This is a genomic window from Methylophaga sp. OBS3 (genome assembly GCF_026319325.1).
GTDB lineage: Bacteria > Pseudomonadota > Gammaproteobacteria > Nitrosococcales > Methylophagaceae > Methylophaga.
This window is the reverse complement of the sequence record NZ_JAPDMU010000003.1, coordinates 272,308-298,207: the sequence shown is the minus strand read 5'-3', so window position 1 is coordinate 298,207 and position 25,900 is coordinate 272,308. Positions and strand designations below refer to the sequence as shown.

Here is a 25,900-nt window from a genome sequence, read left to right as displayed (position 1 = left end):
TCTCTAAGGATTGGCGAGGCGATAATCAGCGGCATCCATGCCACCTCTCATGTAAACCACACTCACGTTTGTTGGTACTTTATTTACATGACAAGATAACTGAGTTATTTTGTGTTCAATAAATGAACACATAGAGCTTAGCATCATGCTAACTGATGAGTATCACTACAAAATCCTCAAGTTAATCGAAGAAAACCCTGAAGTAAGCCAGCGTGAACTAGCCAAAAAACTAGGGATTAGCCTGGGGAAGGCAAATTATTGTTTAAATGCGCTTATTGAAAAGGGAGCACTTAAAGCAAGTAATTTTCGAAATAGTAAAAATAAAAAGGCGTATATGTACAAATTAACGCCTCATGGAATAGAAGAGAAAGCCGCCGTCACAATACGTTTTCTTAAAAGAAAAATGCAAGAATACCAAGTTATAAAAACTGAGCTAGAGCAGCTTCGTTCGGATATCAAAAATGAAGTTAATTAAAAATCAAACAATCGTCGTGACAGGTGGGGCTGGCTTTATTGGTTCTGCAGTTATTCGATACCTCATTGGTCATACGCAGTGCCGAGTGATAAATATCGATAAGCTAACCTATGCTGGTAACTTAGAGAACCTGGCGACTATTTCAGATTGTGAAAGATACAACTTTGAACAAGTAGATATTTGTGACCGTGATGCCATTGCCAATATTTTTCATAAATATCAACCAGATTGGGTTATGCACCTTGCTGCCGAAAGTCATGTTGATCGCTCTATAGATGGGCCTGCAGACTTTATAGAGACGAATATCATAGGCACCTATAATTTATTAGAGCAAGCTAGAACGTACTGGTCAATGTTGCCTGATACAAAAAAAGAACATTTCCGGTTTCATCATATTTCGACGGATGAAGTGTATGGTGACTTACCTCATCCTGATACAGATTTAAATGCAACATCAGTTTTGTTTACCGAGAAAACGGCATATGCGCCAAGCTCACCATACAGTGCAACAAAGGCCAGCTCAGATCATTTGGTTAAAGCATGGTATAGGACCTATGGTCTGCCGATCATCATGACCAATTGCTCTAATAACTATGGGCCGTACCAGTTTCCTGAAAAGTTGATTCCGTTGGTGATTCTAAATGCCATTGAGGCAAAACCATTACCTATTTATGGTAAAGGCGATCAAATTCGTGACTGGTTACATGTTGAAGATCATGCGCGAGCATTGGTTAAAGTAATTAGTGAAGGCGAAATTGGCCAAACCTATAATATCGGCGGTCATAATGAGAAACAAAATCTTGAGGTGGTAAACACCATCTGCCAAATTTTAGATGAACTATTACCCATAGATGAACGGCATACAGAAACCAACATTAAGTCCTATCAAGAGCTGATTCATTACGTCGTTGACCGTCCGGGGCATGACCGTCGTTATGCCATAGATGCCACCAAAATTAAAAATACATTAGGCTGGCTTCCTGAAGAAACCTTTGAGTCGGGTATTCGCAGGACGATCAAATGGTATTTAGAAAACTTAGAGTGGTGTAAACGTATTCAGGACGGAGAATATCAAAGAGAACGATTCGGAGTGAGTGCTTGAACATTCTACTTCTAGGGGGCTCAGGACAATTAGGTTTTGAACTGAAACGTGAGCTGTCTACTTTAGGCGTTGTTAAAGCCCCTGACAGAGACTCACTAGACTTGTCAGATTTAATGGCTGTCGAGCAATATTTACAAACCATGCGTCCGGATTTAATCGTCAATGCTGCTGCTTGGACAGCAGTTGATGCAGCGGAAAACAATGAAATCTTAGCGCAACGCCTTAATGCTGATTTACCTGAAGTGTTATCAATTTATGCTGTTAATAAAAACGTTCGATTAGTCCATTACAGCAGTGATTATGTTTATCCTGGTAATGGTGAAATAGCATGGACAGAAAAGAGTAAAACAAGTCCTTTGAATGTCTACGGCCGTACAAAACTAGCGGGTGATAAAGCGATAATCTTATCTGGCGTAGATTATCTTATTTTTCGAACTAGCTGGGTTTATAGCTCGCGTGGGCATAATTTTATGAAAACCATGCTAAAGCTTGCTGAGACAAGAACTGAGGTAAGTGTCGTGTCAGACCAAGTCGGCGCGCCAACTCCTGCCAGACTATTGGCACAAGTTACAATGCTTGCGATTCACCAAAATCTAGAAGCAGGAATTTATCATCTTGTCACGCATGGGCAAATAAGCTGGGCCGGCTTTGCACAAGCTATTTTTAAGCATGCTAGACAAAATATTGTGGTTAATGAAATAAAAACAGATGCTTATCCAACCCCTGCCAAACGACCGTTAAATTCAAGGCTAAACGTCAATAAATTAGAAGATAGTTTGAAGATTAAACTGCCCGATTGGGAAAGCCAGTTAGTGTTAACGATGAATGAATTTTTGGAGCAACCATAATGAAAGGAATTATTCTTGCTGGTGGCTCTGGAACTCGCTTGTACCCTATAACTAAAGGCATATCCAAGCAGTTATTACCCGTCTATGATAAGCCGATGATTTATTACCCGCTCTCAGTATTAATGTTAGCGGGTATACAAGATATTCTCATTATCACTACGCCTGAAGATCAAGACAGTTTTAAGCGGCTTTTAGGAAGTGGCGAACAATGGGGGATAAACCTAAATTATGCTGTACAGCCCAGTCCTGATGGACTTGCCCAAGCATTTATCATCGGTGAAAAGTTTATTGGAGATGACAGTGTTTGCTTAATTCTTGGTGACAATATTTATTATGGGCAAGGATTAACCAGTTTGCTTCAACGAGCTGTATCAAGACAGTCTGGCGCTACCGTATTTGGTTATCAGGTGACCGATCCGCAAAGGTTTGGCGTAGTTGAGTTTGATCAAAATCGAAGAGCTATTTCTATTGAAGAAAAACCTAAAACACCAAAGTCCGACTTCGCGATAACAGGACTTTATTTTTACGATAATAGCGTCGTGGAAATTGCCAAGCAGGTTGAACCATCTGAACGAGGGGAGCTTGAAATCACAAGCGTGAATCAAGCCTATCTTGAGCGCGGTGATCTTAATGTCGAATTACTCGGTCGTGGTTTTGCCTGGCTGGATACCGGTACGTTTGATTCGTTGCACGAAGCGGCTGGCTTTATCGAAACGCTGGAAAAACGCCAGGGTTTAAAAATCGCCTGTCTGGAAGAGATTGCCTATCGCATGCGCTTTATAAGTGAACAGCAACTTTTATCAGAAGCTGAAAAGCTATCTAAAAACAGCTATGGCGCATATCTTAAAAAGCTCATCAAATAAACCAACCTAACGGTCAAATGAAAATTACACCAACTAAAATTCCAGACGTAAAACTCATCGAACCAAGAGTGTTCGGTGACGAACGCGGCTTTTTCATGGAAACGTGGAATGAGAAAGTTTTTCAGGAAGCAGGCATTGATACAAAATTTGTTCAGGATAACCACAGTCGCTCAGTAAAAAACACTCTGCGAGGCCTGCATTATCAAATCAAACAGCCACAAGGCAAGCTGGTCCGTGTCACACAGGGCGAAGTTTTTGATGTCGCCGTTGATTTACGCATTGGTTCAGAGACTTTTGGCCAATGGGTAGGAGAGTATTTATCTGAAGAGAACAAACGGATGCTTTGGGTGCCCCCCGGTTTTGCACATGGTTTTTTGGTTACCAGTGAAACGGCAGATTTTCAGTACAAATGCACTGATTTTTATGCACCTGAATATGAGCGGTGTCTTATTTGGAATGATCCTGAAATAGCTATCAAATGGGGCGTTACTCCTGATCATAAAATCATCCTATCAGATAAAGACAGACAGGGACGAGATATAAATGAAATTTTACTCAACAAAAATGAACTTAGTGCTTCAGAATCGTGAGTTCTTATCCTTCTATAGGGAATACGTTTCTTCTATCGAATCAAAACCATTTAGCCAAGTCAACTTGGATGTTGAAAGAGAGAGTTTTCCGAACCGAATGGGTTTGCTATAACAGTAATTTTCGCACGATATCTAGATCTGGCTGACCAAGCACAACCGCTACTCTTCAACTGTTTCAGCAAGCAGGCTTAGTCAACACAACACAACACAACACAACACAACACAACACAACACAACACAAATCGAACAATTCCTTACAAAATGTCATCAACACCATGATGACGATTCATATTCAGTATTCAAAACCAAAGTCGGCGTGAATTCATGGGAAGCCATATTTCCCCCCCCCCAAAAAATCATGATGGAATCATCCATACAACACATCAACAAAAGCTAACGAATTTCCTAGACTAACCATATAAATCTTGCGGTAAGGTTTCAGATTTACAATTAACAAATACTACTATAAAGTGTGTTCAATTGTTGAACGCAGTAATCATATGATTAGCGACGAATATCGATACAAAATATTAAAACTGATAGAAGCCAATCCAGAAATCAGTCAGCGCCAGCTCGCTAAAGCGTTGGGTATTAGCTTGGGCAAAACCAATTATTGCCTGAAAGCGTTAATGGAAAAAGGGCTGTTGAAAGTGAAGAACTTTCATAACAGCCAGAATAAAATGGCTTACCTGTACAAACTCACTCCCAGTGGCATAGAAGAAAAAGCGAATGTTACGACGAGTTTTTTAAAAGCAAAGGTGCGTGAGTACGAAAAACTTAGGCTGGAAATTGAACTGATTAAAAATGAAATTTCAGAATAACGAAAAATCTGAGTTGTAAATCATTTGGACATTAATACTCAAAATAAAAATAACCAGACTATAAATATCCGAAAACAACTGAAAAAAAGTTTTTTGGGTGTAGGGGTTATGCGTTTACTCAATATCCCTATTGGGTTAGTTACAAGTGTACTTCTTGCGCGTATTTTTGGACCCGAACAGTTTGGTCAATACGCATTCATTATGGCTATTATTCCATTACTATTGATACCTGTTTCTGGTGGACTAAAAACTCTTTTAATTAGAGAGGTAGCGGCATATAAGCACGATAAAAACTGGCCACTTTACAAGGGAATAATGAGGTCAGCCTATTTATGGGTTTTTGTAATATCACTCCTTATATATATTTCATATTTTCTTTTAACTTACACGTTTAAAGTTGTTCCAAGTTCTGAAAAGTGGGCATATTTACCTCTTGGCTTAATTTTATTGCCAATTATGGGAATTTCGGCTGTCAGGAATGCCGCCATCAAGGGACTTGGTCTCCCAGCTATATCTGAGCTTTCGGGAGCGATAATCCAGCCTATTTTATTTCTTTTTTTCATTGCATCAGCAGTTTTGATTTTTACTATTAGTATTGAATCAGCTCTTTTAAGTCAGATTTTCAGTAGCCTGCTTGCACTAATATTGGTGACTATCATATTTTTAAAAGTAAGCCCAACGGATGCAAAGTCAGTAAAAGCAGAAGTTAATCTGAAATACTGGGGAGCAGCATTAGCACCATTTATGGCATTAAATTTAATTGGTACGTTTAATTCACAAATAGGTATCTTGGCTCTCGGTATGCTTGGTAGTGATGAGCAAGCTGCCGGATTACGAGTAGCCGAGCGGGGGGCTCAATTTGTTTCGCTTTCCTTAACAATAGTAAATTTAGTGATAAGTCCGCATATCGTCAATGCTTATAAAAGTGACAATAGACTGTTTCTACAAAAGCTTTCTCGTCAGTCTGCTCGTGTAGCTTTTTGCTTTGCTTTACCCATTGGGTTAATGCTGCTTATTTTCGGTAAGGAATTGATTGCACTGCTTTTTGGCAGCGAATATTCAGAACTTAGTTATATGCCTATGTTTATTTTGGTTATTGGTCAATTATTTAATGTTTTTTTTGGGTCTGTTGGTTATCTTTTGGCAATGACCGGTAATGAAAAACAATCATTCAAAGCACAGATTTTTTCAGTGTTCATAAGCATAGCTTTATCAATTTTATTAATTCCAAAGATGGGGGCAATTGGAGCAGCAATTGCCGTTTCAACGGGTATTGTGGTGTGGAATAGTATTTTGGGCTTTTTAGTTTACAAAAAAATTGGTATCCGCCCATCAGCGATGTAAGGTGTAATTGAATAGTGATTGTACACATTGGTCTAGGAAAAACAGGCACAACAAGCCTTCAAAAAGGAGTGTTTCCTGAGTTAAAAAAAATGGGGCTAATTGATGAGTATAACCCTCAACACTTAATGGGAGAGTTACGACAATATATTCATACAGGAAGAGGAAAAGAATTTCTGAAAAACTCTTTCGAGCGGCTACCAGAAAAAACCTTGATCTCAGTTGAAAGTTTAGCTGGGTGGAACCCGGCAATTTGGGATTTTAATTTAAAACAAAATGTTGCTATTTTCCCTAAAAATACGACGATCTTAATCACTTTGAGAGATCCCGAGTCATATTTAACTAGCGTCTATATACAAATGCTACAAAGTGGAAGTGTTAATAAACCAGAACAATTTCTTCTTAATGATGTTGATTATGAGTATATGGAGCCTATTACTAGACCTCATCTCTGCGAAATTTTTAAAGTTGATGATTTGAATTATGAAAAATTAGTCAATTTATACAGTACAAACTTTCACAAGCTGGTAGTAGTGTCTATTTCTGGGCTCTCTTCTTTAAACTTTATAACAGAGCTTTGTGAAATTCATCCAAACCAACTTGATGAACTTAGAATTAAGCTTTCCAAAGCGAAGCGTGAAAATATTTCTTATTCAAAATCGGCTATTCGATTGACATTTTTGAGAGAAAAAATGCTTTCGCTACTAGGTATTAAAATGAAAAGTAGCTTAGAGAATATTTATGATAATTATTCATCTAAACTTAACGTACCCCATGAATATAAAACTAAAAATACAAAATTTGGTGCAGCCATATCTCTTTATGCAAAGTCTGGTGTGTGGCGATACTTAATGCAAAACTACGTTGATAAGCTTTTAAAATATAGAAAGTACTCTCTTCCTGGCACGATACATAGAGGGCGTAATTTTGAAAAAAATCAAGAATATTATTCGAAGTTAGTAAATACGAAAGTCCAATATTTGGTCTTTTGGGATAAAGATAGAGAACTGAAACATAATGATTTAGCTGAGTAATAATATGGGTTACATAGTTAGAATATTTAAAAAAACAATTAGATGCATCATTAGATATATCTGGACGTCAATTGTAAAAAGAAGGTGTGGCTCATTTAAAGGTAAAGTTACAGCGAATTATCGGACTCAAGTAACTAAGAATACCTTCTTAGGGAATAATGTTAATTTCAATGGTTTGACGATCAATGGAAATGGCAAGGTGATAATTGGTGATAACTTCCACTCTGGCCCTGAATGTCTTTTGATTACACAAAATCATAATTTTGATTCTGGAACGGCAATACCTTACGACAAGACATACATACTGAAAGATATAACAATTGCTGACAATGTCTGGTTAGGAAGCCGTGTTATTGTGCTTGGAGGTGTCACTATTGGTGAAGGGGCGATAATTCAAGCGGGAAGCTGTGTGGTTAATGATATTCCTGCGTATGCAATCGCTGGTGGTCATCCCGCAAGAGTTTTTAAAAAACGTAATATAAAACACTATGAAACTTTAAAAGCCGATAAAAAATTCACTTAGGAATCCAATGTTAGAAAATAAAACAATTCTTATCACAGGCGGTACCGGTTCTTTCGGTCATAAGTTTATCCCTATGACCCTTGAAAAGTATAATCCTAAAAAAATCATCATCTTTTCGCGTGATGAAATGAAGCAATGGGAGATGGCCAAGTTATTCGAAGGTGATGATCGGTTACGATTTTTTATTGGTGATGTAAGAGATAAAGATCGTTTATATAGGGCATTAGATGGCGTTGATTATGTTGTTCATGCTGCCGCGACTAAAATTGTGCCCACAGCTGAATACAACCCTTTTGAATGCGTAAAAACAAATATTAATGGGGCGATGAATTTAATTGATGCCTGTATTGACAAGGGTATAAAAGGAGTAGTGGCGCTTTCAACGGATAAAGCGAGTAGCCCGATTAATCTATATGGAGCAACAAAATTAGCTTCTGATAAGTTATTCGTGGCCGGTAATTCATATGCCGGTGGTCATGAAACAAAATTTTCAGTTGTTCGTTATGGAAATGTTATGGGCTCTCGTGGTTCGGTTATACCATTTTTCATGTCCATAAAAGATAAGGGCGTGTTACCTATTACTGATACCCGGATGACACGCTTTATGATTAGTCTGGAACAAGGGGTTGAGTTAGTTTGGCATGCTTTCGAAGATATGCTGGGTGGCGAAATCTATGTTAAAAAAATTCCTTCGATGAAAGTGACGGACTTAGCGCGTGTAGTGTCTCCAAACGCAAAACAAGAAACGGTAGGAATAAGACCTGGTGAAAAATTGCATGAGCAAATGATTGGCTCTGAAGATGCATTTTTCACTTATGAATACGAAGAGCATTTCAAGATTTTACCCTCTATTAATAATTGGGGTAACTGTAAAAAGAGAATCAAAGACGGTAAAAAAGTGCCAGAAGGATTCATCTACTCAAGTGAAAATAATACTGAATGGATGGAGGATGCTGAATTGCAAGCATGGATAGACCGTAACTACAACGAAATCGGCAAAATTTAATTATGATCCCTTACGGCAGACAGGATATTAATCAAGCTGATATTGATGCAGTTGTTGCAGTTTTACAGTCGGATTTTTTGACTCAAGGCCCCAAAGTACCAGAGTTCGAACAAACCGTAGCAAAACATGTTGGTGCCAAGCACGCTCTAGCTGTTAATAGTGCCACATCCGCACTTCATATCGCCTGTTTAGCGCTGGGGTTGGGAGAAGGTGATTGGTTGTGGACAACGCCAATTACTTTTGTAGCATCTGCAAATTGTGGTCTTTACTGTGGTGCTCGGGTCGATTTCGTAGATATTGATCCGAAAACATATAACCTCTGCCCTATAACACTAGAAAAAAAACTAAAACGAGCCAAACAAAATCATTGCTTACCTAAAGTTGTTGTAGCTGTTCATCTTTGCGGTCAGCCTTGTGAGATGGAAGCTATTTACAGGCTTAGTCAGGAATATGGTTTTCGAATTATCGAAGATGCATCCCATGCAATTGGAGGCAAATATCAAGGTGAGTTTGTTGGTAATGGCCGTTATAGCGACATTACTGTATTTAGTTTTCATCCGGTAAAAATCATCACCACCGCTGAGGGCGGAATGGCTCTGACAAATGATGATGATCTTGCTGAGAAAATGAATCTGTTAAGAAGTCATGGGGTGACGCGAGACCCTAATTACATGACACAGAACCCTGATGGCCCATGGTATTACCAACAAATCGAGCTAGGCTTTAACTACAGAATGACTGAGCTTCAAGCAGCATTGGGGATTAGCCAGATGGATAGGCTGGATGAGTTTGTTGCACGCCGACATGAACTAGCCGAGCGATATGATAATTTACTTAAGGACTTACCAGTAAAAACACCTTGGCAACATCCGGATAGTTATTCCGGGCTACATTTATATGTCATTCGTTTGCAATTGGAAAAAATAGGTAAAACCCACCGGCAGATATTTGAGTCTCTGAGAAATCAGGGCATAGGTGTAAATTTGCATTATATACCGGTGCATACCCAGCCTTATTATCAAAAAATGGGATTTAAAGTCGAATCTTATCCACATGCAATGCAATACTACCAAGAAGCTATCAGTCTACCGATGTTTCATGGGTTACAAGAGCTAGAACAAAATGAAGTTATAAAAGCGGTGGAAATCGCATTGAATAGTGAAAGCTAGATGAGCCGTGTTGCAATCATTCCTGCCCGAGGTGGAAGCAAACGTATTCCGCGAAAAAATGTGAAAAATTTTTGTGGTAAACCAATGATAGCTTGGTCCATTGAGGCCGCAATATCATCCGAATGTTTCGACAAAATTATAGTTTCGACTGACGATATGGAAATTGCAGAGATCTCAAAAAAATTAGGTGCTGATGTCCCTTTTATTCGACCAAATACTCTTGCAGATGACTACGCGGGGACACTGCCTGTAATAAAACATTCAGTCGAATGGTTACGAGTGCATGATTTTGAAGTGGATTATGCCTGTTGTCTTTATGCTACGGCGCCCTTTGTTAATGCTCAAGATCTACGTCGAGGATGGGAAGCCTTAAAAAAAGAAGAGTGTAGTTATGCTTTTTCGGTAACCAATTATGCTTTCCCAATTCAACGCGCTATACGCATTGCTGAGAATCAACGTGTGAGCATGTTCAGCCCAGAATGCTTTCACACACGGTCACAAGATCTCGAAGAAGCATGGCATGATGCTGGTCAGTTTTATTGGGGAACGGCAGAAGCTTGGTTAGAACAGCGACCAATTTTCGATGTAAATTCCGTGGCAGTTAAATTACCTCGATATCGCGTGCAGGATATTGATAGTCAAGAAGATTGGATTCGTGCCGAGTTTTTATTTAAAGCGATGAAGTTGCAAAGTGATAATAAATGAAAATTGTTTTCCGTGCAGATGCCTCTGTTGATATCGGCACAGGACATGTTATGCGTTGCCTGACTCTTGCCACTGAATTACAAAAGTTAGGACATGACTGTTCTTTTATTTGTAGAAAACATGATGGTCATCTCGCAGATCATATTGCTGCTAGCGGTTTTAAGCTGCATCTTTTTCCTAATACATCTGAATTTAAACCAAGTGATGATTCAAGACTTGTTCATGCCGCTTGGTTGGGAACGACATGGCGGGAAGATGTAGAGCAGACAATTCTAGTTTTAACTCACGACCAAATCGATTGGCTTATCGTTGACCATTACGCGCTTGATGCTAGATGGGAACAAGAAATTGAAAGACATGTTAAACGGGTGATGGTCATTGACGATTTAGCTGATCGCCAGCATGTATGTTCCTTATTACTGGATCAAAATCTTGGGCGAAAAACCTGTGATTATGAGAATTTAGTTGCACCTGAGTGCAAAATCTTAATCGGGCCGAATTACGCGCTGTTGAGATCTGAGTTTGCACAATTGAGATCAGAAAGTCTGCAGCGAAGACGTGAGCCCATAATTAAACGAATTCTGATCTCGATGGGCGGTGTGGATAGCGGCAATATCACATCTGATGTATTGAAGACTTTAGAACAAAGCGATTTATCCGCGGAAATTCAATTAGATGTTGTGATGGGGCAAGCAGCTCCTCATCTTCGCGAGGTCAAACAATTGGCTTCACAGCTTCGCTTTCACACAACAGTGAATGTAAACGTATCCGATATGGCTGAGCGCATGTGTGTTGCAGATTTATCAATTGGTGCTGCAGGTAGTACCGCTTGGGAAAGATGTTGTTTGGGATTACCTTCACTGATTTTTTTATTAGCTGATAATCAATGCTTAATTGCAAATGCGCTTAACGATTATCAAGCCGCAGTGATAGTGGAAAAACGAGAAAAGAGCAATAGTGATTCAATGCTAAGTAAAATTGAAATTTTATTGCAGCCTGAAAAAAGAATTCAAATGTCTCAATCAGCAGCTTCAGTTACTGATGGTAAAGGTGCTATGAGAGTTGTAAAAAAATTAGAAGATAGTCTCTTGCAATGAATGACTATAAGCTTCGTCCTATGCAGTTACGTGATGCCGAACTTGTATTAGAGTGGCGGAATCACCCTGAAATAAAAAGGTATATGTATACGAGCCAAGAAATTGGCTTGCAAGAACATATGGAATGGTTTGAGCGTATGATGCTTAATTCTTGTGTTCATCTTATGATTTATGAGCAACAAGAAATACCATTAGGATTTGTAAACATAAACTACAGTAAGCATTCACATGTTGCAGAATGGGGGTTTTATGTCTGTCCTTCAGCACCTAAAGGAACAGGTAGAAAATTAGCTTCAGCTACTTTTGAATATGCTTTTAATAAATTAAAACTACATAAAGTTTTTGGCGAAGTAATGAGTGTCAATGAACGCTCAATTCTTTTTCATAAAAATCTAGGTTTTATAGAAGAAGGTCGTTTAAGAGAACAATATTTCAATGGTCAAAACTATTACGATGTCATTTGTTTTGGATTGTTAGCAGCAGAATGGAAGAAGATAGATGAGTATAAGTAACATCGTAATTGCTGATCGGGAAATATCCTGTAATCAAACACCTTATATAATTGCTGAGCTATCAGCTAATCATAATGGCAGACTTGAAACAGCGATCCGTATCATTGAAGAAGCGCAACGTGCTGGTGCTGATGCAGTAAAGTTACAGACTTACCGTCCTGATACCATTACTTTAAATGCTGATACGGATGACTTCAAAATCAAAGGCGGCTTGTGGGATGGGCGTTCACTTTATGAATTGTATGAAGAAGCTCATACACCATGGGAATGGCATAAACCTTTATTTGATCATGCTCGTAAAATTGGCATAACTATTTTTAGTTCGCCTTTTGATAAAACTGCGGTGGATTTGCTGGAAGAATTAAATGCTCCCGCATATAAAATCGCTTCATTTGAAGCCGTAGATTTACCATTGATTCGTTATGTAGCAGCCACTGGCAAACCCATGATTATCTCAACGGGTATGGCCGATGCCGAAGAAATCGAAGAAGCAATTTCGGCAGCAAAAGAAGGTGGTTGTAAGGAACTGGCAATCTTACATTGCGTAAGTGGCTACCCAGCACCTCCCGAAGATTATAATTTGCGAACTATTGCTGACATGATTACACGATTTGGGTTGGTTACAGGTTTATCTGATCACACATTAGATAACTCTACGGCCATTACTAGCGTCGCTCTTGGTGCTTCAATTATTGAAAAACATTTTACACTTGATCGAAATGGTGGAGGACCTGATGATAGTTTTTCCCTTGAGCCGAATGAGCTTGCATCACTGTGTCGAGATACAAAAACAGCATGGAAAGCATTAGGTCAAATTGATTACGGTCGTAAATCGAGTGAGATAGGGAACGTACAATTTCGTCGCTCAATGTACTTTGTAAAAGATATGAAGACCGGAGAAATTATTAGTGAAGATTGCATTCGTAGTGTAAGACCTGGCTATGGCTTGGCTCCTAAATATTTATCATTAGTAATTGGTAAAAAAATGTTGTGTGACATTTCAGCACACACACCAGTGAAAATAGATCATTTCAACTAATGTTTCGTTGGTACAAAGATATTAAATGCATTCTGGATGAAGAGAATGAAACTTGGCTGACTTATCTGCATGGTAAACAACTACATAATCAAAAGTTTTATACCAAAGTAAAACCACCACACAGTGGTCTCTTTCTCCAAATCGTCAAGTTCTTATATGTTTTATTTCTTGATACACGGTTTGCTAAAAAAAATAGATCTTTACATCCCTCAACATTTTTTAGTTTTGTGGGTTCTGCAAATCAACTTGCTTCATTGGAGCAAACGCTAGCTTCAATAGAGCGCAGTGGTGAGAGATCTTTAGTGGTTCTTAACCGAACAGTACTTTCAGAAAAAGAACGAGAGCAACGAGGCTATATAACCTTGCAGCTCTCTCCTTTGGAAGCAGTAAGAGTAGCCGTGTTATTATTCAGGCGTGGGATTGGTTTATACCGCATGGTAAAAGCCATTCATCCTGTGTCGGTGCGTTGGCATTTTATTTATTTTTGTAACGTCTATAAGTATCTAGTCTATTTCCACAGTGCTTTTTCACAGAACAAACCTGAATTTGTTATCACAGCGAATGATCATAGCGTTCCTAATCGTTGCATGCTGGCGGTTGCCCATCATCTTGGTATAAAAACAGTCTATTTACAGCACGCCTCCGTTAGCAATATATTCCCAGCGTTAAGAGTAAATTATGCATTTTTGGATGGGCAGTCAGCACTTGATACGTATAGAGAATGTGAACTTAATCAGCCATCAACTTTTCGTCGGGCACCGATTCCTGACGTGATTCTGTCGGGGCAAAAAAAGCATCTAAAAAGGGTGAAAAAATCACTAACCAATATATTAGGTATTGCCTTGAATGCACTTGATGACGCTGCTCTTGGCATAGCATTTATTAACGAGCTGGCGGAACATGGCATGAATGTTCGTCTTCGGTGGCATCCGGCTCTTTCAAATCAAGAGAAACAGCAATTTCACGATGCATTCTCTAAGAGTAGTAAAGTAACGTTAAGTGACCCCAAGCAAGAACCCATATCCACTTTTATGGAGCAGATTAGCTGGTTAATTGCAGGTAACAGCAGTATACATTTAGAAGCTGCACTCGCTGGAGTTATGCCGATTTATTATGAGTTAATGGATCCTGATCAGCCTGATTATTATGGTTATGTTAAGCATGGGCTGGCGTTAACCGCTTCATCAGTCAACGAAGTCTTGATGCTTATGGACAGGGTGAAACAGGATGAGCGGTCGAATAAGAATGCCGTCCGTTACTACAGTGCAACCTATTTAACAGAATGGGATGGTAAGGAAGGACAGTTGGTCGCCGACTGTTTAATGAAAATTTCGGAAGGTGTTCAGCCCGAAGAGTTACCGGGTTACGTCGGTTTTTATGATAATAAATAACTATTTTTGTTACTAGTACAACCTCATACGATTAGCAAGATATCAAAGGATTAGATTTTTACTAGAATGCCCCCATTTATTTCGATAATAATCCCTACTTATAAAGATTGGGATAGACTTTCAAATTGCATCGAAGCAATAAATAATCAAACTTATCCAGCAAGTCATTACGAGGTGATTATTGTTAATAATGATCCTTCAGAATTTGCTCCTAGAAGTTTGTTAGATTCTCTGTGCTCGAACATAACAATCCTAACGGAAATAATGCCAGGTTCTTATGCGGCGAGAAATACGGCATTAAAGCATGCCAAGGGAAATATCATAGCGTTTACTGACTCGGATTGTTTGCCTGAAGCCGATTGGCTCGAGTCAGCGGCCAATTTATTTCAAACTTCAAGCAATATTGACCGCATAGCTGGAGCGATATCTATTTTTAGAGAGAATGGTGGCTCTTGGTTAGCCTGGAAGTTTGATTCTGTTACAGCATTTAATCAGCAGTACAATGTTAATAATGGTGTTTCTGTCACAGCTAATCTATTTGTTCGTCGAGATGTGCTGGATAAAGTGGGGAGTTTTAATGCAACCCTTATGTCCGGCGGCGATATGGATTGGAATAAACGTGCTACCGAACTAGGTTTTGGACTCACGTATTCATCTCAAACACGAGTCGGTCACCCGGCTAGAAAATCAATTGGAGAGTTGATCCGTAAATCCAGACGAATTACTGGCGGCGGATTTCTGCGTGCAAAAATGGAAAAACGTATTCTGAAATACATGCTCTGGCATCTAATTCCCCCGATTCGTTATGCAAAAATTTTGTTAAAGAACCACAAAAAACGAGATGTGGGTTTTGCTGTAATGATATTTTGGCTATTAAAAGTAATTATGCTGGGTGAAATGATGCGTTTATTTTTGGGTGGTAAACCGCTCAGGTGAAAATTTTCATGTTAGTTAATCTATACAACCAAAAAGGTGCAGGCCCTAAGAATATTGCTTTCAACTTTATTAATGAGGCGATAGATAGTCGCTTATCTTTCCTTATTTTAATCCCTGATATTTCAAATTATTCGCATTACCAAAGCACGGATAACGTGCGTTTTATACGTTTGTTTTGTCCACGTAGTACTTTGTTAAAAGTGCTTTTTCGCGTGTATTTGGAGTTGTTTTTCATTCCTTGTTTGGTCTGGCGGAATAAAATAAAACATCTCTTAGCATTTGGTAATTTCTTATTTTCCCCCGTTCGCGCAACTAAAACAGTATTGCTGCATCATCCTTATTTGGTGGATGACAGGTTATATGAGCAATTGGAATTTGGTAGCAAGATTACCGAGTGGTTAAAGCGGGTGGCCTTTTATATTACGACTAAAAATGCCGATCACATTGTAGTGCAAAGCGATTACATGGCTCGGCAGCTGGAACGTAAGTATCCAAAGCATAGCTTCGATGTTGAAATAATCCCTAACCCGATTAGTTACAGCTTTGCTCATCCTCATGACCCTGCGGATTTGATTGCACCTCGGCAAGCGACTGTTAAAGACGATTTGAAATTGCTTTATGTCAGTCGGTTTTACCCGCATAAAAACCATGTGTTTTTGGTTAAGTTATCCAGGGAGTTAGCACAGCGTGGTATCAAACACATTATTTTTGTTACCGTTAACCCGGAGATAGGCGAGGCAAAGTCATTTTTGGAAGCGATCAATGACAGTGATGTTTCGATTCATAATTTAACTGAAGTTAGTCAGACAGAACTGGTTGAGTATTACTTGTCTGCTCATGCATTTATTTTTCCATCGAAAGCTGAAACATTTGGTAACCCGTTAATTGAGGCAATGTGTTATGGCTTGCCTGTCGTGGTTCCTGATCTTGAATATGCGCATGCTATTAATGGCAAGGCAGGACTGTATTACCTGTCTGATGATGTGATGGGGTGTGCTGATCTTATTATTAAGACGCTTTTTGATGAGTCTACATATAGACAATACTCTGCGTTGAGTGTCTCACGCTTCGAGCGGTTTAAAACGCCTCGTAAGTGGTTTCAACATTACCTGACGGTGATGCATGAGTCAGACTGAGATAAACGCAATGACAGCAAATGAGTCAGTTCCTAAAGTATTAGTGCTTCTGGCGGCTTTTAATGGGGATGAGTGGATTGAGGAGCAGATACAATCTATTTTGAATCAGAAAAATGTTGAACTGGATGTATTGATTAGCGTTGATCAGTCTAAGGACGAGACGTATCAGACATGCACCCGGCTGGCAAAAGTCTATTCGAATATTCAAGTTTTGGCATATGGGGAACGCTTCGGCGGTGCGGCAGCTAACTTTTTTCGCTTAATTCGAGAAGCAAATTTTGAAAAGTATGACTATATCGCTTTGGCCGATCAGGATGATAGTTGGCTGAGTGATAAATTATCGGTTTCGATTAAAGCCATCAATCAACAAGGTGTTGATGCTTTTTCTTCAAATGTCACTGCTTTTTGGCCGAGTGGTAAACAGGTTTTAGTGAAAAAATCATTTCGTCAGAAACAGTTCGATTATTTTTTCGAAGCCGCTGGGCCGGGTTGTACCTATGTCCTTAAAACTGCCGTTATGAATGACTTTAAAGCGTTTATGTGTCGCCATGAAGCCATTTTTAAACGATTGCAACTGCATGATTGGACACTGTATGCCTTTGTGAGAAGTCATGGTTATGTCTGGCATATCGATGAAGCACCAACAATGATGTATCGACAACATGCATCAAATCAGGTTGGGTTTAATTATGGCGTAAAAGCGATGTTAGCCAGATTACGCATGATTCGCGACGATTGGTACGCTGAGCAGATACAGTTATATATTTTGCTGTTTGGCAAGAATGTTCCTAATTTCAAAATAAATCGATTATTTTTATTGAAGAATTTTTTTCAATTACGCCGAAGACCCCGAGATGCCTGTTTTTTATTGGTAATGTTATTGTTTGGATTGCTTAAACTTGAAAAATAAACATAAAGAGATAACGGGCTTTTTTTCCAGAATGGCTATTAAGGAAAACCTATGCGCGTTTTGGTAACGGGGGCAAACGGTTTTGTCGGCAGGCATTTAGTTGTCCAGTTATTACAGAATAATCATCAACTTGTTCGCTGTTTTCGTCAGATTAATACTGATTCACCTAAGCCCGCGTGTCGTGATGTCGCCATAACCATAAACAGTCAATCCGATTGGTCGGAGGCATTGGTGGAGGTGAGTCATGTTGTGCACTGTGCGGCTCATGTGCATGTGTTTCAGGGTGATGCCGATAGTTCAATTGATGGTTTTCGTGAAGTGAATAACTTAGGTACGATCAATTTAGCTAGGCAGGCTGCAAAAGCGGGTGTTGAGCGGTTTATTTTTATCAGCACGATTGGGGTGAATGGCAATGTCAGCAACGATAAGTCGTTTAGCGAAACTGATGAGCCTAATCCGCATAATACTTACGCACAGTCGAAGTGGGAAGCAGAAAAAGCCTTAATGCAGCTTGCTGCTGAAACAGAGATGGATGTTGTGGTTATTCGTCCCCCCATGATTTACGGTCCAGGTGCGCCGGGTAACTTTTCTACCCTACAACGCATTTTAAATAAGCAATGGCCATTGCCGTTTGCAGGGGTGAGAAATAAACGGGCTTTTGTTGCGGTTGAGAATTTGGTGAGCTTTATTGACGTTGCTTTGCAACACCCCGCGGCTAAAAACCAGCTTTACCTTATCTCTGATGGAAACGATGTGTCATTAACGATGTTTCTTTCAACACTGATTCAGGCATTGCAGTTGAAAACGGCATTATTCTATTTCCCCGCTACAATATTGCGTCACCTGCTCAAGCTGGTGGGTAAAGGCAATATGGCAGATCAATTATATGGCAATTTGGCACTGGATATTACTAAAGCCAAGATGCAGCTTCAGTGGGAGCCAGTAATAACGATGTTTGAACAAATGAAAAAATGTAGGGAAAATTCATAAACGGTGTAAAAAATTGTGACTTATTTCCGCTCATCTGAGCACCATAAAAGCTGAACGATTTAATCTGGCATTGGATAGTAGATTAGGTCGTTTTTGCTAAATAAAGTGACCTTAAGGTTATTTACTCAATCGCCTGTACGAACCTAGGAAAATAACTCAAATGGACTTGTTTCAAGAAAAGCAAAAAAATCAAAGCTCAAACTATCGTATTAATATCCCAAAAAATAATAACCTTGATCTCTTACGTTTCAGTTTCGCATTTATTGTTTTTTTGGTACACGCTTATCAATTATCTGAAGCAACCAGCCTTTCTTTATTTAATGATATTTTTTCATCGAAAGTAGCGGTGGAATGCTTTTTCGTAGTAAGTGGTTTTTTAATCTTTATGAGCTATGAATATTCAAGCAATATGAATCGTTATTTTGAAAAACGTTTTAGACGAATTTACCCCGCATATTTTTCAGTAATAATTGTTTGTGCCATCTTAGGCTCGTTTTTAAGTTCTTATTCAAGTGAAGAATACTTTTTAAGCTCTGAGCTTTATCGATACCTGGCTGCCAATTTAGTGTTCTTGAACTTTATTCAGCCAGATTTACCGGGGGTGTTCAGCATGAACTCCATGACCGCAGTCAATGGGGCATTGTGGACTTTAAAAGTTGAAGTGATGTTTTATCTGAGCGTACCTGTCTTTGTTTGGCTCTTTCGTAAGATCGGGCTTTGGCAGGGTCTGTTTTTACTTTATGCCTCTTCAATTATTTATAATGTTGTCCTGCAAACATTAATAAATACACACGGCGGCATTTTTATTGAACTGCAAAGGCAACTTCCCGGACAATTAATATTTTTTATTGCTGGTGGAGCTCTTTACTATGGGTTTGATTTTTTTAAGAAAAATGCCACAGGCTTTTTACTCTTTGCTATTGCAGCGTATCTATTGGAAGGTATTTTCCACACAGGATTGTTATATGCTGCTTCGTTAGCGATTTTAGTTGTGTACTTTGGTTTCATTTTTAAGTTCTTAGGTAACTTTGGAAAGTACGGTGATTTTTCTTACGGCGTATATATTCTACACTTTCCTATATTGCAGGCTTTTATTGCTAATCAATTTTTTGTCATATCACCATTATTAGCAATGTTGCTCTCTTCGGTAGTCGTTATAGTTACGGCTTATGTTATGTGGCATGGTATTGAAAAGAAAATGCTGAATAAATCTTCTCACTATCTGACAACATTAAAAGAACCAATCAAAATATGAGTTTGAAAGCAAATCTAAAATAGAAATGATGAGTGGGCAAAAGTTGAGCAAAATAGAGTCTGATGGCACCTGGTACCCATAACAAAATGAAAATACATATCCATTTAAGGATTGCCGATGTTCTTTTTTCAGTGATTGGCTTGCTGTTACTTTCACCGGTTTTTATCGTTATCTATCTGCTAGGGTTGTTTGATACTGGCTCACCGATATTCAGGCAACAAAGGGTTGGACGTGATCAAAAGCCGTTTACGCTGGTCAAGTTCAGAACAATGAAAAAAGACACGGCAGATATGGCTTCACACTTGGCGAATGTTTCTGTAATCACACCATTGGGGCGTTTTTTGCGACGCACCAAATTAGATGAACTGCCGCAATTATGGAACGTGCTGAAAGGTGAGATGAGTCTGGTTGGGCCAAGACCATGCTTGTTTAACCAGCATGAGTTGATTGAGCAACGCGAGATGAGACATGTCTTTGCTGTACAGCCAGGGATTACCGGATTGGCTCAGATTAATGATATTGATATGTCGACGCCAGAGCTGTTGGCAAAAACCGATGCCGAGATGATAAACACCTTAACCCTCAAACGCTATTTCAGCTATATCGTTCAAACAGCTTTGGGTAAGGGCAAAGGTGATCGGGTAAGTCATTAATAATGGATGAGTAAACACGTGGCTGAACATATTATCTGGCATGCAGAAACCATCACCAAGTCGGAAAGGGCTGAAAGAAACAGCCAACGCCCATGTATCTTGTGGTTTACCGGCCTTAGTGCATCGGGTAAATCGACCACCGCCAATGCGGTAGAAAAACGCTTATTTGAACTTGGACATCATACATATCTCCTAGATGGCGACAATGTTCGTCACGGCTTAAATAAAGATCTTGGCTTTAGTGACGCTGATAGGGTCGAAAATATTCGTCGTATTGGTGAGCTTTCAAAACTCTTTTCGGATGCGGGCTTAATCGTTCTTTCCGCTTTTATCTCCCCATTTAGATCTGACCGTCAAATGGTTCGTGATTTAATGCCGGAAGGTGAGTTTGTAGAAATTCATATGGATACACCTCTTGCTGTTTGTGAGACTAGGGATCCCAAAGGCTTATATCAAAAAGCCAGACGTGGAGAAATCAAAAACTTTACCGGTATTGACTCGGCATATGAATCTCCAGAGAAACCTGAAATAGTTTTAAACACAGCTGAGTTTGATATTGATACTTGTGCAGAGCAAGTCATCTCTTACCTGAAACAGAAAAATATTATTCAAAACTAAATCATGGCTTATTTTGATGTTTTCAATGGCGATGCAGACGGCATTTGCTCTTTAGTTCAATTGCGTCTAGCCGAACCGCAACAATCAACTCTAGTGACAGGGGTTAAGCGAGACATAAAATTGCTGCAGAAACTTGAAGTGCAATCCTCAGATCATGTGACTGCACTAGATATTTCGATGGAAAAAAATTTGGCTGGACTCAACAAAATATTAAGTGAGGGCGCCACAGTTTTTTACGCTGACCACCATCAATCAGGTGATATTCCTAAACATAAAAATTTACAAGCATTAATTGATTTGGCTCCAAACGTTTGTACAGCATTAATTGTTGATAGGTTCTTGGGCCATAGGTTTCACCTATGGGCAATGACCGCTGCATTTGGTGATAACTTACTATCTACTGGATTAATGCTTGCTGAAGAGGCATTGCTATCAGAAGTCCAAATCTCTCAGTTACAAACCCTTGGCACACTACTGAATTACAATGGGTATGGAAGTTCTGTAGATGATTTATTTTATCATCCAGCTGATTTATTCCTAGCTTGTGTTAAGTATGTGTCGCCCTTCGATTTTATTATCAAAGAGTCGGAAATTTTCTCAACTCTCCAAAATGGTTTTGCAAACGATATAGCATTAGCAAAATCGACAAAACCACGTTATCTGTCGAGTGCTGTGGCCCTATTTGAGTTACCCGATGAGAAGTGGGCACGTCGAGTCAGTGGCGTATGGGGTAATGAGTTAGCAAATGAGTTTCCTGATAGAGCACATTTAATTCTTACCCCGGTCAATTCTAATAACTACATGGTCAGCATCAGAGCGCCATTATCTAATCGTAGTGGTGCTGATAGCGTTGCTAGTCAATTTACAACGGGCGGTGGCAGGGCTGGTGCAGCAGGCATAAATCTACTTCCAGAATCGGATATCAGTAATTTGATTTTAGCCATGGAAAAGCAATACGCCTGATATATCATTTAGACGCTCTTTCATAATAAAACTTGTCAACGGACTTCTAATTGGATTAATCTCACACATGGTTCAGGAGAACCATTATTTAATCAGAACAAGGAGTTAAGGATGATGTTCAAGAAATGGATTATTTCTACATTGCTGGCATTGATGCTGGTATCTGGTATGTCTTTCGCGGCTGATAAAGTAAATATCAATACTGCCACAGTTGATGAGCTGCAAACTATTGACGGTATTGGACCTGCAACAGCGGCGAATATTGTTGCTTATCGTGAAACAAATGGTGACTTCATGTCAGTTGAAGATGCCATTAATGTTAAAGGTATTGGCGAGGCCAAAGCATCTCAATTGGCTGAGCAAGCCACCGTTGGTGAATAGATAGTTTTAGAGAATGTTTTAATGAAGGGATGGCTTTTGCCATCCCTTTTTTATGAGTTAAAAACTGACAAGGTGTGAATGTTGTTGCTCGGCTTGCTGCATCAATTTTGTTTTCAACTCAGATAATAGAATTTTCTGCTCATTTTCACTCAATGCATTGTCATCATCATTTGTGATGAAAAAGACGTCTTCAACTTGATCACCCAGTGTTGTCAGCTTGGCATTGATTAACTGTAGGTTCTGCGAAAACAAGACTTGCGCGACGGCTGACACTAAGCCGGGCCGATCATGTGTGTAAAGTTCCATTGAGGTATGGTTTTGCTGACTATTCTCTTTAAACGTAATGGTTGGCTCTGTTTTAAATAATCGGCTGGTACGCGGCATGATAGCGGGTTTATAACCACTAATGAGTGTCTCTTTGGCCAGCTGAGATTGCATAGCCTCAACGATATCTTTATGGCGCTGACTGGCGCCATTAACAATAAAGGTATTGAGGGTATTACCATCATCAGTAGTATTGATCTTGGCGTCCAAAATATTGAGTTGTAATTGCTCAAGCGTTGATGTCATTGCCGCAAATAGCCCACGACGGTCTCGACTGAAAATAAACAGTTCTAGTGTCGAAGGCTCATTATGCTGGCGGACAATAATCATCGGCTCCTTATGAGGATCGGCCAACCGGTTTTTACTATGCCAAACGAGTTCATCGACGCTATGACGTAAAAAATAATCCAGCCCATAATCCTGCCAGAGCGTAGTCACATCTTGAGGATTAAAACCTTGTTCAGTGAGTTCATCCAAAGCTTGTTGATATTTTTTGTAGCTTTTCTCTTGTGTGCTTTTGGCCTGTTGCTCTGTGTGTTCAAGCCACTGTCTGGTGCTGTGATAAAGTTGCTTCAACAACGAGTCTCGCCAACTATTCCAAAGGTTTCGGTTAGTGGCTCGAATGTCTGCAACGGTTAAAAGGTAAAGGAAGTTGAGGCGTTCAACACTACCGACAAGCTCAGCAAAGTTCTTTATCACTTCTGGATCTTCAATATCACTGCGCTGAGCCGTTGATGACATCGATAAATGATGGCGAACCAAAAAAGTAATGATCTGTGTGTCGTATTTGCTGATGCTGTGTTGCTCACAAAAAGCTTTGGCATCAGCAACGCCTAAAACGCTGTGATCACCACCACGACCTTTAGCAATATCATGAAAAATACCGGCAATATAGAGCAGCTCCGGTTTGGCCAGTTGATAAAACACCTCTGAGCAAAGCGGAAACTCGGTATTAAATTCTGCACAAGAGAATCGGCGTAAATTTGCGACTAAGAATAGGGTGTGTTCATCCACAGTGTAGGCATGGAAAAGATCATGCTGCATTTGGCCGACGATTTTGCCAAAACCCGGTAAATAAGCACCCAAAACGCCAAGTTGATTCATTCTACGAAACTCATGGGTCACGCCTTTGGGCTGACGGATGATTTCCATAAACAAGCTGCGATTCTTGATATCCGCCCGAAAACGGCGGTCAATCAGATGTAAATGGGCATGGATCTGACGAATGGTAGCTGCACGAATGCCTTTTAATTGTGGGTTTTGTTGCAGAATCAGAAAGACTTCTAGAAGTGCATAGGGGTAGAAAGCAAAAATACCCGAGTTGATCGTTTCCAAGTAACCATTATGAGATTGAAAGCGGCGATTAAGTGGTTGGATATCTCTAGGCGCATCCGCCAAGATGATATTTTCTTCGAAGATCTGTAACAGTAAGGCATTCATTTGGCCAACAGCCCGGGCACAAAGATAATAATCTTTCATAAAGTGCTCGACGGCCATGCGCTCTTCAGTATCTTGATAGCCCAATATTTTGGCGATTTGACGCTGATAGTCGATCATCAGCTTTTCTTGTTTGCGACCCGCTAGATGATGCAGGGCAAAACGAACAGTCCATAAAAAACGTCTGGATTTATCTAAACTTTCAAACTCGCTTTGTGCGAGAAAACCTTTGGCATTTAAGCCAGCTAGGTTTCGAACGCCAAAATGTTGCTGGGCAACCCAAGTAATAACTTGGATGTCACGTAATCCACCTGGGGACTCTTTGAGATTGGGTTCAAGATTATTGGCAGTTTCGTTATATTTGCGATGACGCTCAATTTGTTCCTGACGCTTTCTTTCAAAAAACAGTCTGTTATCCCAAGTCTGGTTTGAAACTGTCAGTTGTTGTAAAGATTTAAATAAGACTTCGTCACCACATAGAAATCTTGCTTCGAGCAAATTCGTGGCGATGGTAATGTCGTCCTCTGCTTGGGTACGACACTCGTGCAAACTACGAACGCTGTGACCAATTTCAAGACCAATGTCCCATAGCTCAGTTAAAAATGATGACAGGGCTTCTGGGGGATGTTCAGCAACGGATTCATCCAACAAAATGAGGAGATCTACATCTGAAAAAGGGTGTAACTCACCACGACCATAACCGCCAACGGCGATTAACGTTACTGGGCTGTCATTAGGTAAGTGTTTTTGCCAGAGCGCTTGAAGAACTTCGTCGACGTAATGCGCTTGTTGATGAACAAGCCAATCAATATCAGCTTGTCCATCCATAAACTTATCATGCAGTGTTTGTTGTGCCGTTTTCAGTAAAGCACGACAGGCAACGCTGCTATCAGCCTTGCCGAGATCCCAAATGGAAGTAAGGTCGGGCTGTGTCATTCATTAGGCCTTAATTATCGTTCTTCATCACGTAGCGTGAGGATTTCAAACCCATCATCTGTCACCAGAATGGTATGTTCCCATTGTGCTGATAATGAGCGATCTTTGGTAACAACAGTCCAACCATCAGGAAGCTGTCGAACATGGCGTTTACCCGCATTAATCATCGGTTCAATGGTAAAAGTCATGCCTGCTTGTAATGCCATACCGGTACCCGGTGTGCCGTAATGCAAAACCTGTGGATCTTCATGGAAAATTTTACCGATACCATGGCCGCAGTATTCACGCACAACTGAAAAATTTTCTTTCTCAGCGTGTTGTTGAATAGCGTAACCAATATCCCCTAATCGAACCCCAGGTTTCACCATTTCGATGCCAATCATCATTGATTCGTGAGCGACTTTTACCAAGCGTTGAGCCAAAATGGATGTTTTACCAACATGGAACATTTTGCTGGTATCGCCATGGTAGCCATCTTTTATCACGGTAACGTCAATGTTGATAATATCGCTATCTTTCAGCTTTTTATCGCCGGGAATACCGTGGCAAATCACATGGTTGACTGATGTGCACACAGACTTAGGAAAACCATGATAATTAAGTGGGGCAGGGATAGCATCCTGAACATTAACGATATAATCGTGGCAGATTTGGTTGAGTTCATCGGTGGTGATGCCCGGTTGAACATGCTCACCAATCATCATGAGTACTTCGCCTGCGAGCCGACCGGCTACGCGCATTTTTTCAACTTCTTCAGCGTTTTTGATGGTCACAGCCATGGTGCTGGATAATCCTGATTTAAATGATGTAAACCTGAGTAGTTTGCCGTATTAAACTATCTGATG

The 25,900-nt window shown here is 39.8% G+C and carries 27 protein-coding genes; 25 read left to right on the top strand and 2 right to left on the bottom strand.

What is annotated here, in order from left to right:
• The first annotated feature begins 145 nt into the window (after window positions 1-145).
• The 25 genes from OMP94_RS08205 to OMP94_RS08085 all read left to right on the top strand — a co-directional run bounded on the left by OMP94_RS08205 (window position 146) and on the right by OMP94_RS08085 (window position 22,358).
• Window positions 146-475 carry a MarR family EPS-associated transcriptional regulator gene (locus OMP94_RS08205; RefSeq protein ID WP_266277801.1) on the top strand — a complete coding sequence of 110 codons (330 nt, stop codon included), beginning with the start codon at window positions 146-148 and terminating at the stop codon, window positions 473-475.
• The gene (gene rfbB, locus OMP94_RS08200; RefSeq protein WP_266277800.1) at window positions 462-1,577 is read left to right on the top strand and encodes a dTDP-glucose 4,6-dehydratase; all 1,116 of its coding nucleotides are present in this window, start codon (window positions 462-464) and stop codon (window positions 1,575-1,577) included. The genes OMP94_RS08205 and rfbB overlap by 14 nt, the downstream gene beginning before the upstream one ends.
• Window positions 1,574-2,425, top strand: coding sequence for a dTDP-4-dehydrorhamnose reductase (rfbD, locus tag OMP94_RS08195; RefSeq protein ID WP_266277799.1), 852 nt, complete (start codon window positions 1,574-1,576; stop codon window positions 2,423-2,425). Before rfbB ends, rfbD begins: the two co-directional genes overlap by 4 nt.
• The gene (gene rfbA, locus OMP94_RS08190; RefSeq protein WP_266277798.1) at window positions 2,425-3,288 is read left to right on the top strand and encodes a glucose-1-phosphate thymidylyltransferase RfbA; all 864 of its coding nucleotides are present in this window, start codon (window positions 2,425-2,427) and stop codon (window positions 3,286-3,288) included. Before rfbD ends, rfbA begins: the two co-directional genes overlap by 1 nt.
• Before the next feature lie 17 nt (window positions 3,289-3,305).
• Window positions 3,306-3,878: a dTDP-4-dehydrorhamnose 3,5-epimerase gene (gene rfbC / locus OMP94_RS08185; protein WP_266277797.1), complete on the top strand. Its 573-nt coding sequence runs from the start codon at window positions 3,306-3,308 to the stop codon at window positions 3,876-3,878.
• A gap of 500 nt (window positions 3,879-4,378) precedes the next feature.
• On the top strand, window positions 4,379-4,699 hold the full coding sequence (locus tag OMP94_RS08180; protein WP_266277796.1) for a MarR family EPS-associated transcriptional regulator: 321 nt from the start codon (window positions 4,379-4,381) through the stop codon (window positions 4,697-4,699).
• A gap of 24 nt (window positions 4,700-4,723) precedes the next feature.
• Complete coding sequence (locus OMP94_RS08175) at window positions 4,724-6,043, top strand: oligosaccharide flippase family protein (protein ID WP_266277795.1); 1,320 nt, start codon at window positions 4,724-4,726, stop codon at window positions 6,041-6,043.
• A gap of 14 nt (window positions 6,044-6,057) precedes the next feature.
• Window positions 6,058-7,074, top strand: coding sequence for a hypothetical protein (locus tag OMP94_RS08170; protein ID WP_266277794.1), 1,017 nt, complete (start codon window positions 6,058-6,060; stop codon window positions 7,072-7,074).
• 4 nt (window positions 7,075-7,078) lie between these two features.
• Complete coding sequence (locus OMP94_RS08165) at window positions 7,079-7,597, top strand: acyltransferase (RefSeq protein WP_266277793.1); 519 nt, start codon at window positions 7,079-7,081, stop codon at window positions 7,595-7,597.
• A 7-nt stretch (window positions 7,598-7,604) separates the two neighbouring features.
• A complete protein-coding gene (pseB, locus tag OMP94_RS08160; protein WP_266277792.1) occupies window positions 7,605-8,603 on the top strand; it encodes a UDP-N-acetylglucosamine 4,6-dehydratase (inverting) in 999 nt (332 codons plus the stop codon).
• 2 nt (window positions 8,604-8,605) lie between these two features.
• Window positions 8,606-9,772 (top strand): UDP-4-amino-4,6-dideoxy-N-acetyl-beta-L-altrosamine transaminase, encoded by a 1,167-nt coding sequence (gene pseC, locus OMP94_RS08155; protein ID WP_266277791.1) that lies wholly within the window; start codon window positions 8,606-8,608, stop codon window positions 9,770-9,772.
• Complete coding sequence (pseF, locus tag OMP94_RS08150; RefSeq protein WP_266277790.1) at window positions 9,773-10,477, top strand: pseudaminic acid cytidylyltransferase; 705 nt, start codon at window positions 9,773-9,775, stop codon at window positions 10,475-10,477.
• Window positions 10,474-11,574, top strand: coding sequence for a UDP-2,4-diacetamido-2,4,6-trideoxy-beta-L-altropyranose hydrolase (gene pseG, locus OMP94_RS08145; RefSeq protein WP_266277789.1), 1,101 nt, complete (start codon window positions 10,474-10,476; stop codon window positions 11,572-11,574). Before pseF ends, pseG begins: the two co-directional genes overlap by 4 nt.
• A 20-nt stretch (window positions 11,575-11,594) precedes the next feature.
• On the top strand, window positions 11,595-12,086 hold the full coding sequence (gene pseH / locus OMP94_RS08140) for a UDP-4-amino-4,6-dideoxy-N-acetyl-beta-L-altrosamine N-acetyltransferase (protein ID WP_266277788.1): 492 nt from the start codon (window positions 11,595-11,597) through the stop codon (window positions 12,084-12,086).
• Window positions 12,073-13,125, top strand: a complete 1,053-nt coding sequence (gene pseI, locus OMP94_RS08135; protein WP_266277787.1) for a pseudaminic acid synthase — start codon at window positions 12,073-12,075, stop codon at window positions 13,123-13,125. Before pseH ends, pseI begins: the two co-directional genes overlap by 14 nt.
• The gene (locus tag OMP94_RS08130; protein ID WP_266277786.1) at window positions 13,125-14,516 is read left to right on the top strand and encodes a hypothetical protein; all 1,392 of its coding nucleotides are present in this window, start codon (window positions 13,125-13,127) and stop codon (window positions 14,514-14,516) included. The genes pseI and OMP94_RS08130 overlap by 1 nt, the downstream gene beginning before the upstream one ends.
• A 66-nt stretch (window positions 14,517-14,582) precedes the next feature.
• Window positions 14,583-15,452: a glycosyltransferase gene (locus tag OMP94_RS08125; RefSeq protein ID WP_266277785.1), complete on the top strand. Its 870-nt coding sequence runs from the start codon at window positions 14,583-14,585 to the stop codon at window positions 15,450-15,452.
• An 8-nt stretch (window positions 15,453-15,460) separates the two neighbouring features.
• On the top strand, window positions 15,461-16,588 hold the full coding sequence (locus OMP94_RS08120) for a glycosyltransferase (protein WP_266277784.1): 1,128 nt from the start codon (window positions 15,461-15,463) through the stop codon (window positions 16,586-16,588).
• On the top strand, window positions 16,575-17,498 hold the full coding sequence (locus OMP94_RS08115) for a glycosyltransferase (protein WP_266277783.1): 924 nt from the start codon (window positions 16,575-16,577) through the stop codon (window positions 17,496-17,498). The genes OMP94_RS08120 and OMP94_RS08115 overlap by 14 nt, the downstream gene beginning before the upstream one ends.
• 51 nt (window positions 17,499-17,549) lie before the next feature.
• Window positions 17,550-18,488, top strand: coding sequence for an NAD-dependent epimerase/dehydratase family protein (locus OMP94_RS08110; RefSeq protein ID WP_266277782.1), 939 nt, complete (start codon window positions 17,550-17,552; stop codon window positions 18,486-18,488).
• Between the two features lie 160 nt (window positions 18,489-18,648).
• Complete coding sequence (locus tag OMP94_RS08105) at window positions 18,649-19,743, top strand: acyltransferase family protein (protein WP_266277781.1); 1,095 nt, start codon at window positions 18,649-18,651, stop codon at window positions 19,741-19,743.
• A gap of 62 nt (window positions 19,744-19,805) precedes the next feature.
• Window positions 19,806-20,396, top strand: a complete 591-nt coding sequence (locus OMP94_RS08100; protein WP_266277780.1) for a sugar transferase — start codon at window positions 19,806-19,808, stop codon at window positions 20,394-20,396.
• A gap of 6 nt (window positions 20,397-20,402) precedes the next feature.
• A complete protein-coding gene (gene cysC, locus OMP94_RS08095) occupies window positions 20,403-21,014 on the top strand; it encodes an adenylyl-sulfate kinase (protein WP_416240451.1) in 612 nt (203 codons plus the stop codon).
• Between the two features lie 120 nt (window positions 21,015-21,134).
• Complete coding sequence (locus OMP94_RS08090) at window positions 21,135-21,977, top strand: DHH family phosphoesterase (RefSeq protein WP_266277778.1); 843 nt, start codon at window positions 21,135-21,137, stop codon at window positions 21,975-21,977.
• A 111-nt stretch (window positions 21,978-22,088) separates the two neighbouring features.
• Window positions 22,089-22,358, top strand: coding sequence for a helix-hairpin-helix domain-containing protein (locus OMP94_RS08085; protein ID WP_323135071.1), 270 nt, complete (start codon window positions 22,089-22,091; stop codon window positions 22,356-22,358).
• Window positions 22,359-22,415: 57 nt separating this feature from the next.
• Here the strand turns inward: OMP94_RS08085 and glnD are convergent, their stop codons facing one another.
• Together glnD and map are read right to left on the bottom strand one after the other, a co-directional pair.
• Entirely contained in the window at window positions 22,416-25,055 is a 2,640-nt protein-coding gene (gene glnD, locus OMP94_RS08080; RefSeq protein WP_266277777.1) for a [protein-PII] uridylyltransferase, read from the bottom strand.
• A 14-nt stretch (window positions 25,056-25,069) separates the two neighbouring features.
• On the bottom strand, window positions 25,070-25,834 hold the full coding sequence (gene map / locus OMP94_RS08075) for a type I methionyl aminopeptidase (RefSeq protein WP_266277776.1): 765 nt from the start codon (window positions 25,832-25,834) through the stop codon (window positions 25,070-25,072).
• Window positions 25,835-25,900: the final 66 nt, after the last annotated feature.

Coding starts and splice junctions, on each gene's coding strand:
- OMP94_RS08205 (WP_266277801.1), top strand. CDS start 146: ATGCTAACTGATGAGTATCACTACAAAATCCTCAAGTTAATCGAAGAA.
- rfbB (WP_266277800.1), top strand. CDS start 462: ATGAAGTTAATTAAAAATCAAACAATCGTCGTGACAGGTGGGGCTGGC.
- rfbA (WP_266277798.1), top strand. CDS start 2,425: ATGAAAGGAATTATTCTTGCTGGTGGCTCTGGAACTCGCTTGTACCCT.
- rfbC (WP_266277797.1), top strand. CDS start 3,306: ATGAAAATTACACCAACTAAAATTCCAGACGTAAAACTCATCGAACCA.
- OMP94_RS08180 (WP_266277796.1), top strand. CDS start 4,379: ATGATTAGCGACGAATATCGATACAAAATATTAAAACTGATAGAAGCC.
- OMP94_RS08165 (WP_266277793.1), top strand. CDS start 7,079: ATGGGTTACATAGTTAGAATATTTAAAAAAACAATTAGATGCATCATT.
- pseB (WP_266277792.1), top strand. CDS start 7,605: ATGTTAGAAAATAAAACAATTCTTATCACAGGCGGTACCGGTTCTTTC.
- pseC (WP_266277791.1), top strand. CDS start 8,606: ATGATCCCTTACGGCAGACAGGATATTAATCAAGCTGATATTGATGCA.
- pseF (WP_266277790.1), top strand. CDS start 9,773: ATGAGCCGTGTTGCAATCATTCCTGCCCGAGGTGGAAGCAAACGTATT.
- pseG (WP_266277789.1), top strand. CDS start 10,474: ATGAAAATTGTTTTCCGTGCAGATGCCTCTGTTGATATCGGCACAGGA.
- pseH (WP_266277788.1), top strand. CDS start 11,595: ATGCAGTTACGTGATGCCGAACTTGTATTAGAGTGGCGGAATCACCCT.
- pseI (WP_266277787.1), top strand. CDS start 12,073: ATGAGTATAAGTAACATCGTAATTGCTGATCGGGAAATATCCTGTAAT.
- OMP94_RS08130 (WP_266277786.1), top strand. CDS start 13,125: ATGTTTCGTTGGTACAAAGATATTAAATGCATTCTGGATGAAGAGAAT.
- OMP94_RS08125 (WP_266277785.1), top strand. CDS start 14,583: ATGCCCCCATTTATTTCGATAATAATCCCTACTTATAAAGATTGGGAT.
- OMP94_RS08120 (WP_266277784.1), top strand. CDS start 15,461: ATGTTAGTTAATCTATACAACCAAAAAGGTGCAGGCCCTAAGAATATT.
- OMP94_RS08115 (WP_266277783.1), top strand. CDS start 16,575: ATGAGTCAGACTGAGATAAACGCAATGACAGCAAATGAGTCAGTTCCT.
- OMP94_RS08110 (WP_266277782.1), top strand. CDS start 17,550: ATGCGCGTTTTGGTAACGGGGGCAAACGGTTTTGTCGGCAGGCATTTA.
- OMP94_RS08105 (WP_266277781.1), top strand. CDS start 18,649: ATGGACTTGTTTCAAGAAAAGCAAAAAAATCAAAGCTCAAACTATCGT.
- OMP94_RS08100 (WP_266277780.1), top strand. CDS start 19,806: ATGGCACCTGGTACCCATAACAAAATGAAAATACATATCCATTTAAGG.
- cysC (WP_416240451.1), top strand. CDS start 20,403: ATGAGTAAACACGTGGCTGAACATATTATCTGGCATGCAGAAACCATC.
- OMP94_RS08085 (WP_323135071.1), top strand. CDS start 22,089: ATGATGTTCAAGAAATGGATTATTTCTACATTGCTGGCATTGATGCTG.
- glnD (WP_266277777.1), bottom strand. CDS start 25,055: ATGACACAGCCCGACCTTACTTCCATTTGGGATCTCGGCAAGGCTGAT.
- map (WP_266277776.1), bottom strand. CDS start 25,834: ATGGCTGTGACCATCAAAAACGCTGAAGAAGTTGAAAAAATGCGCGTA.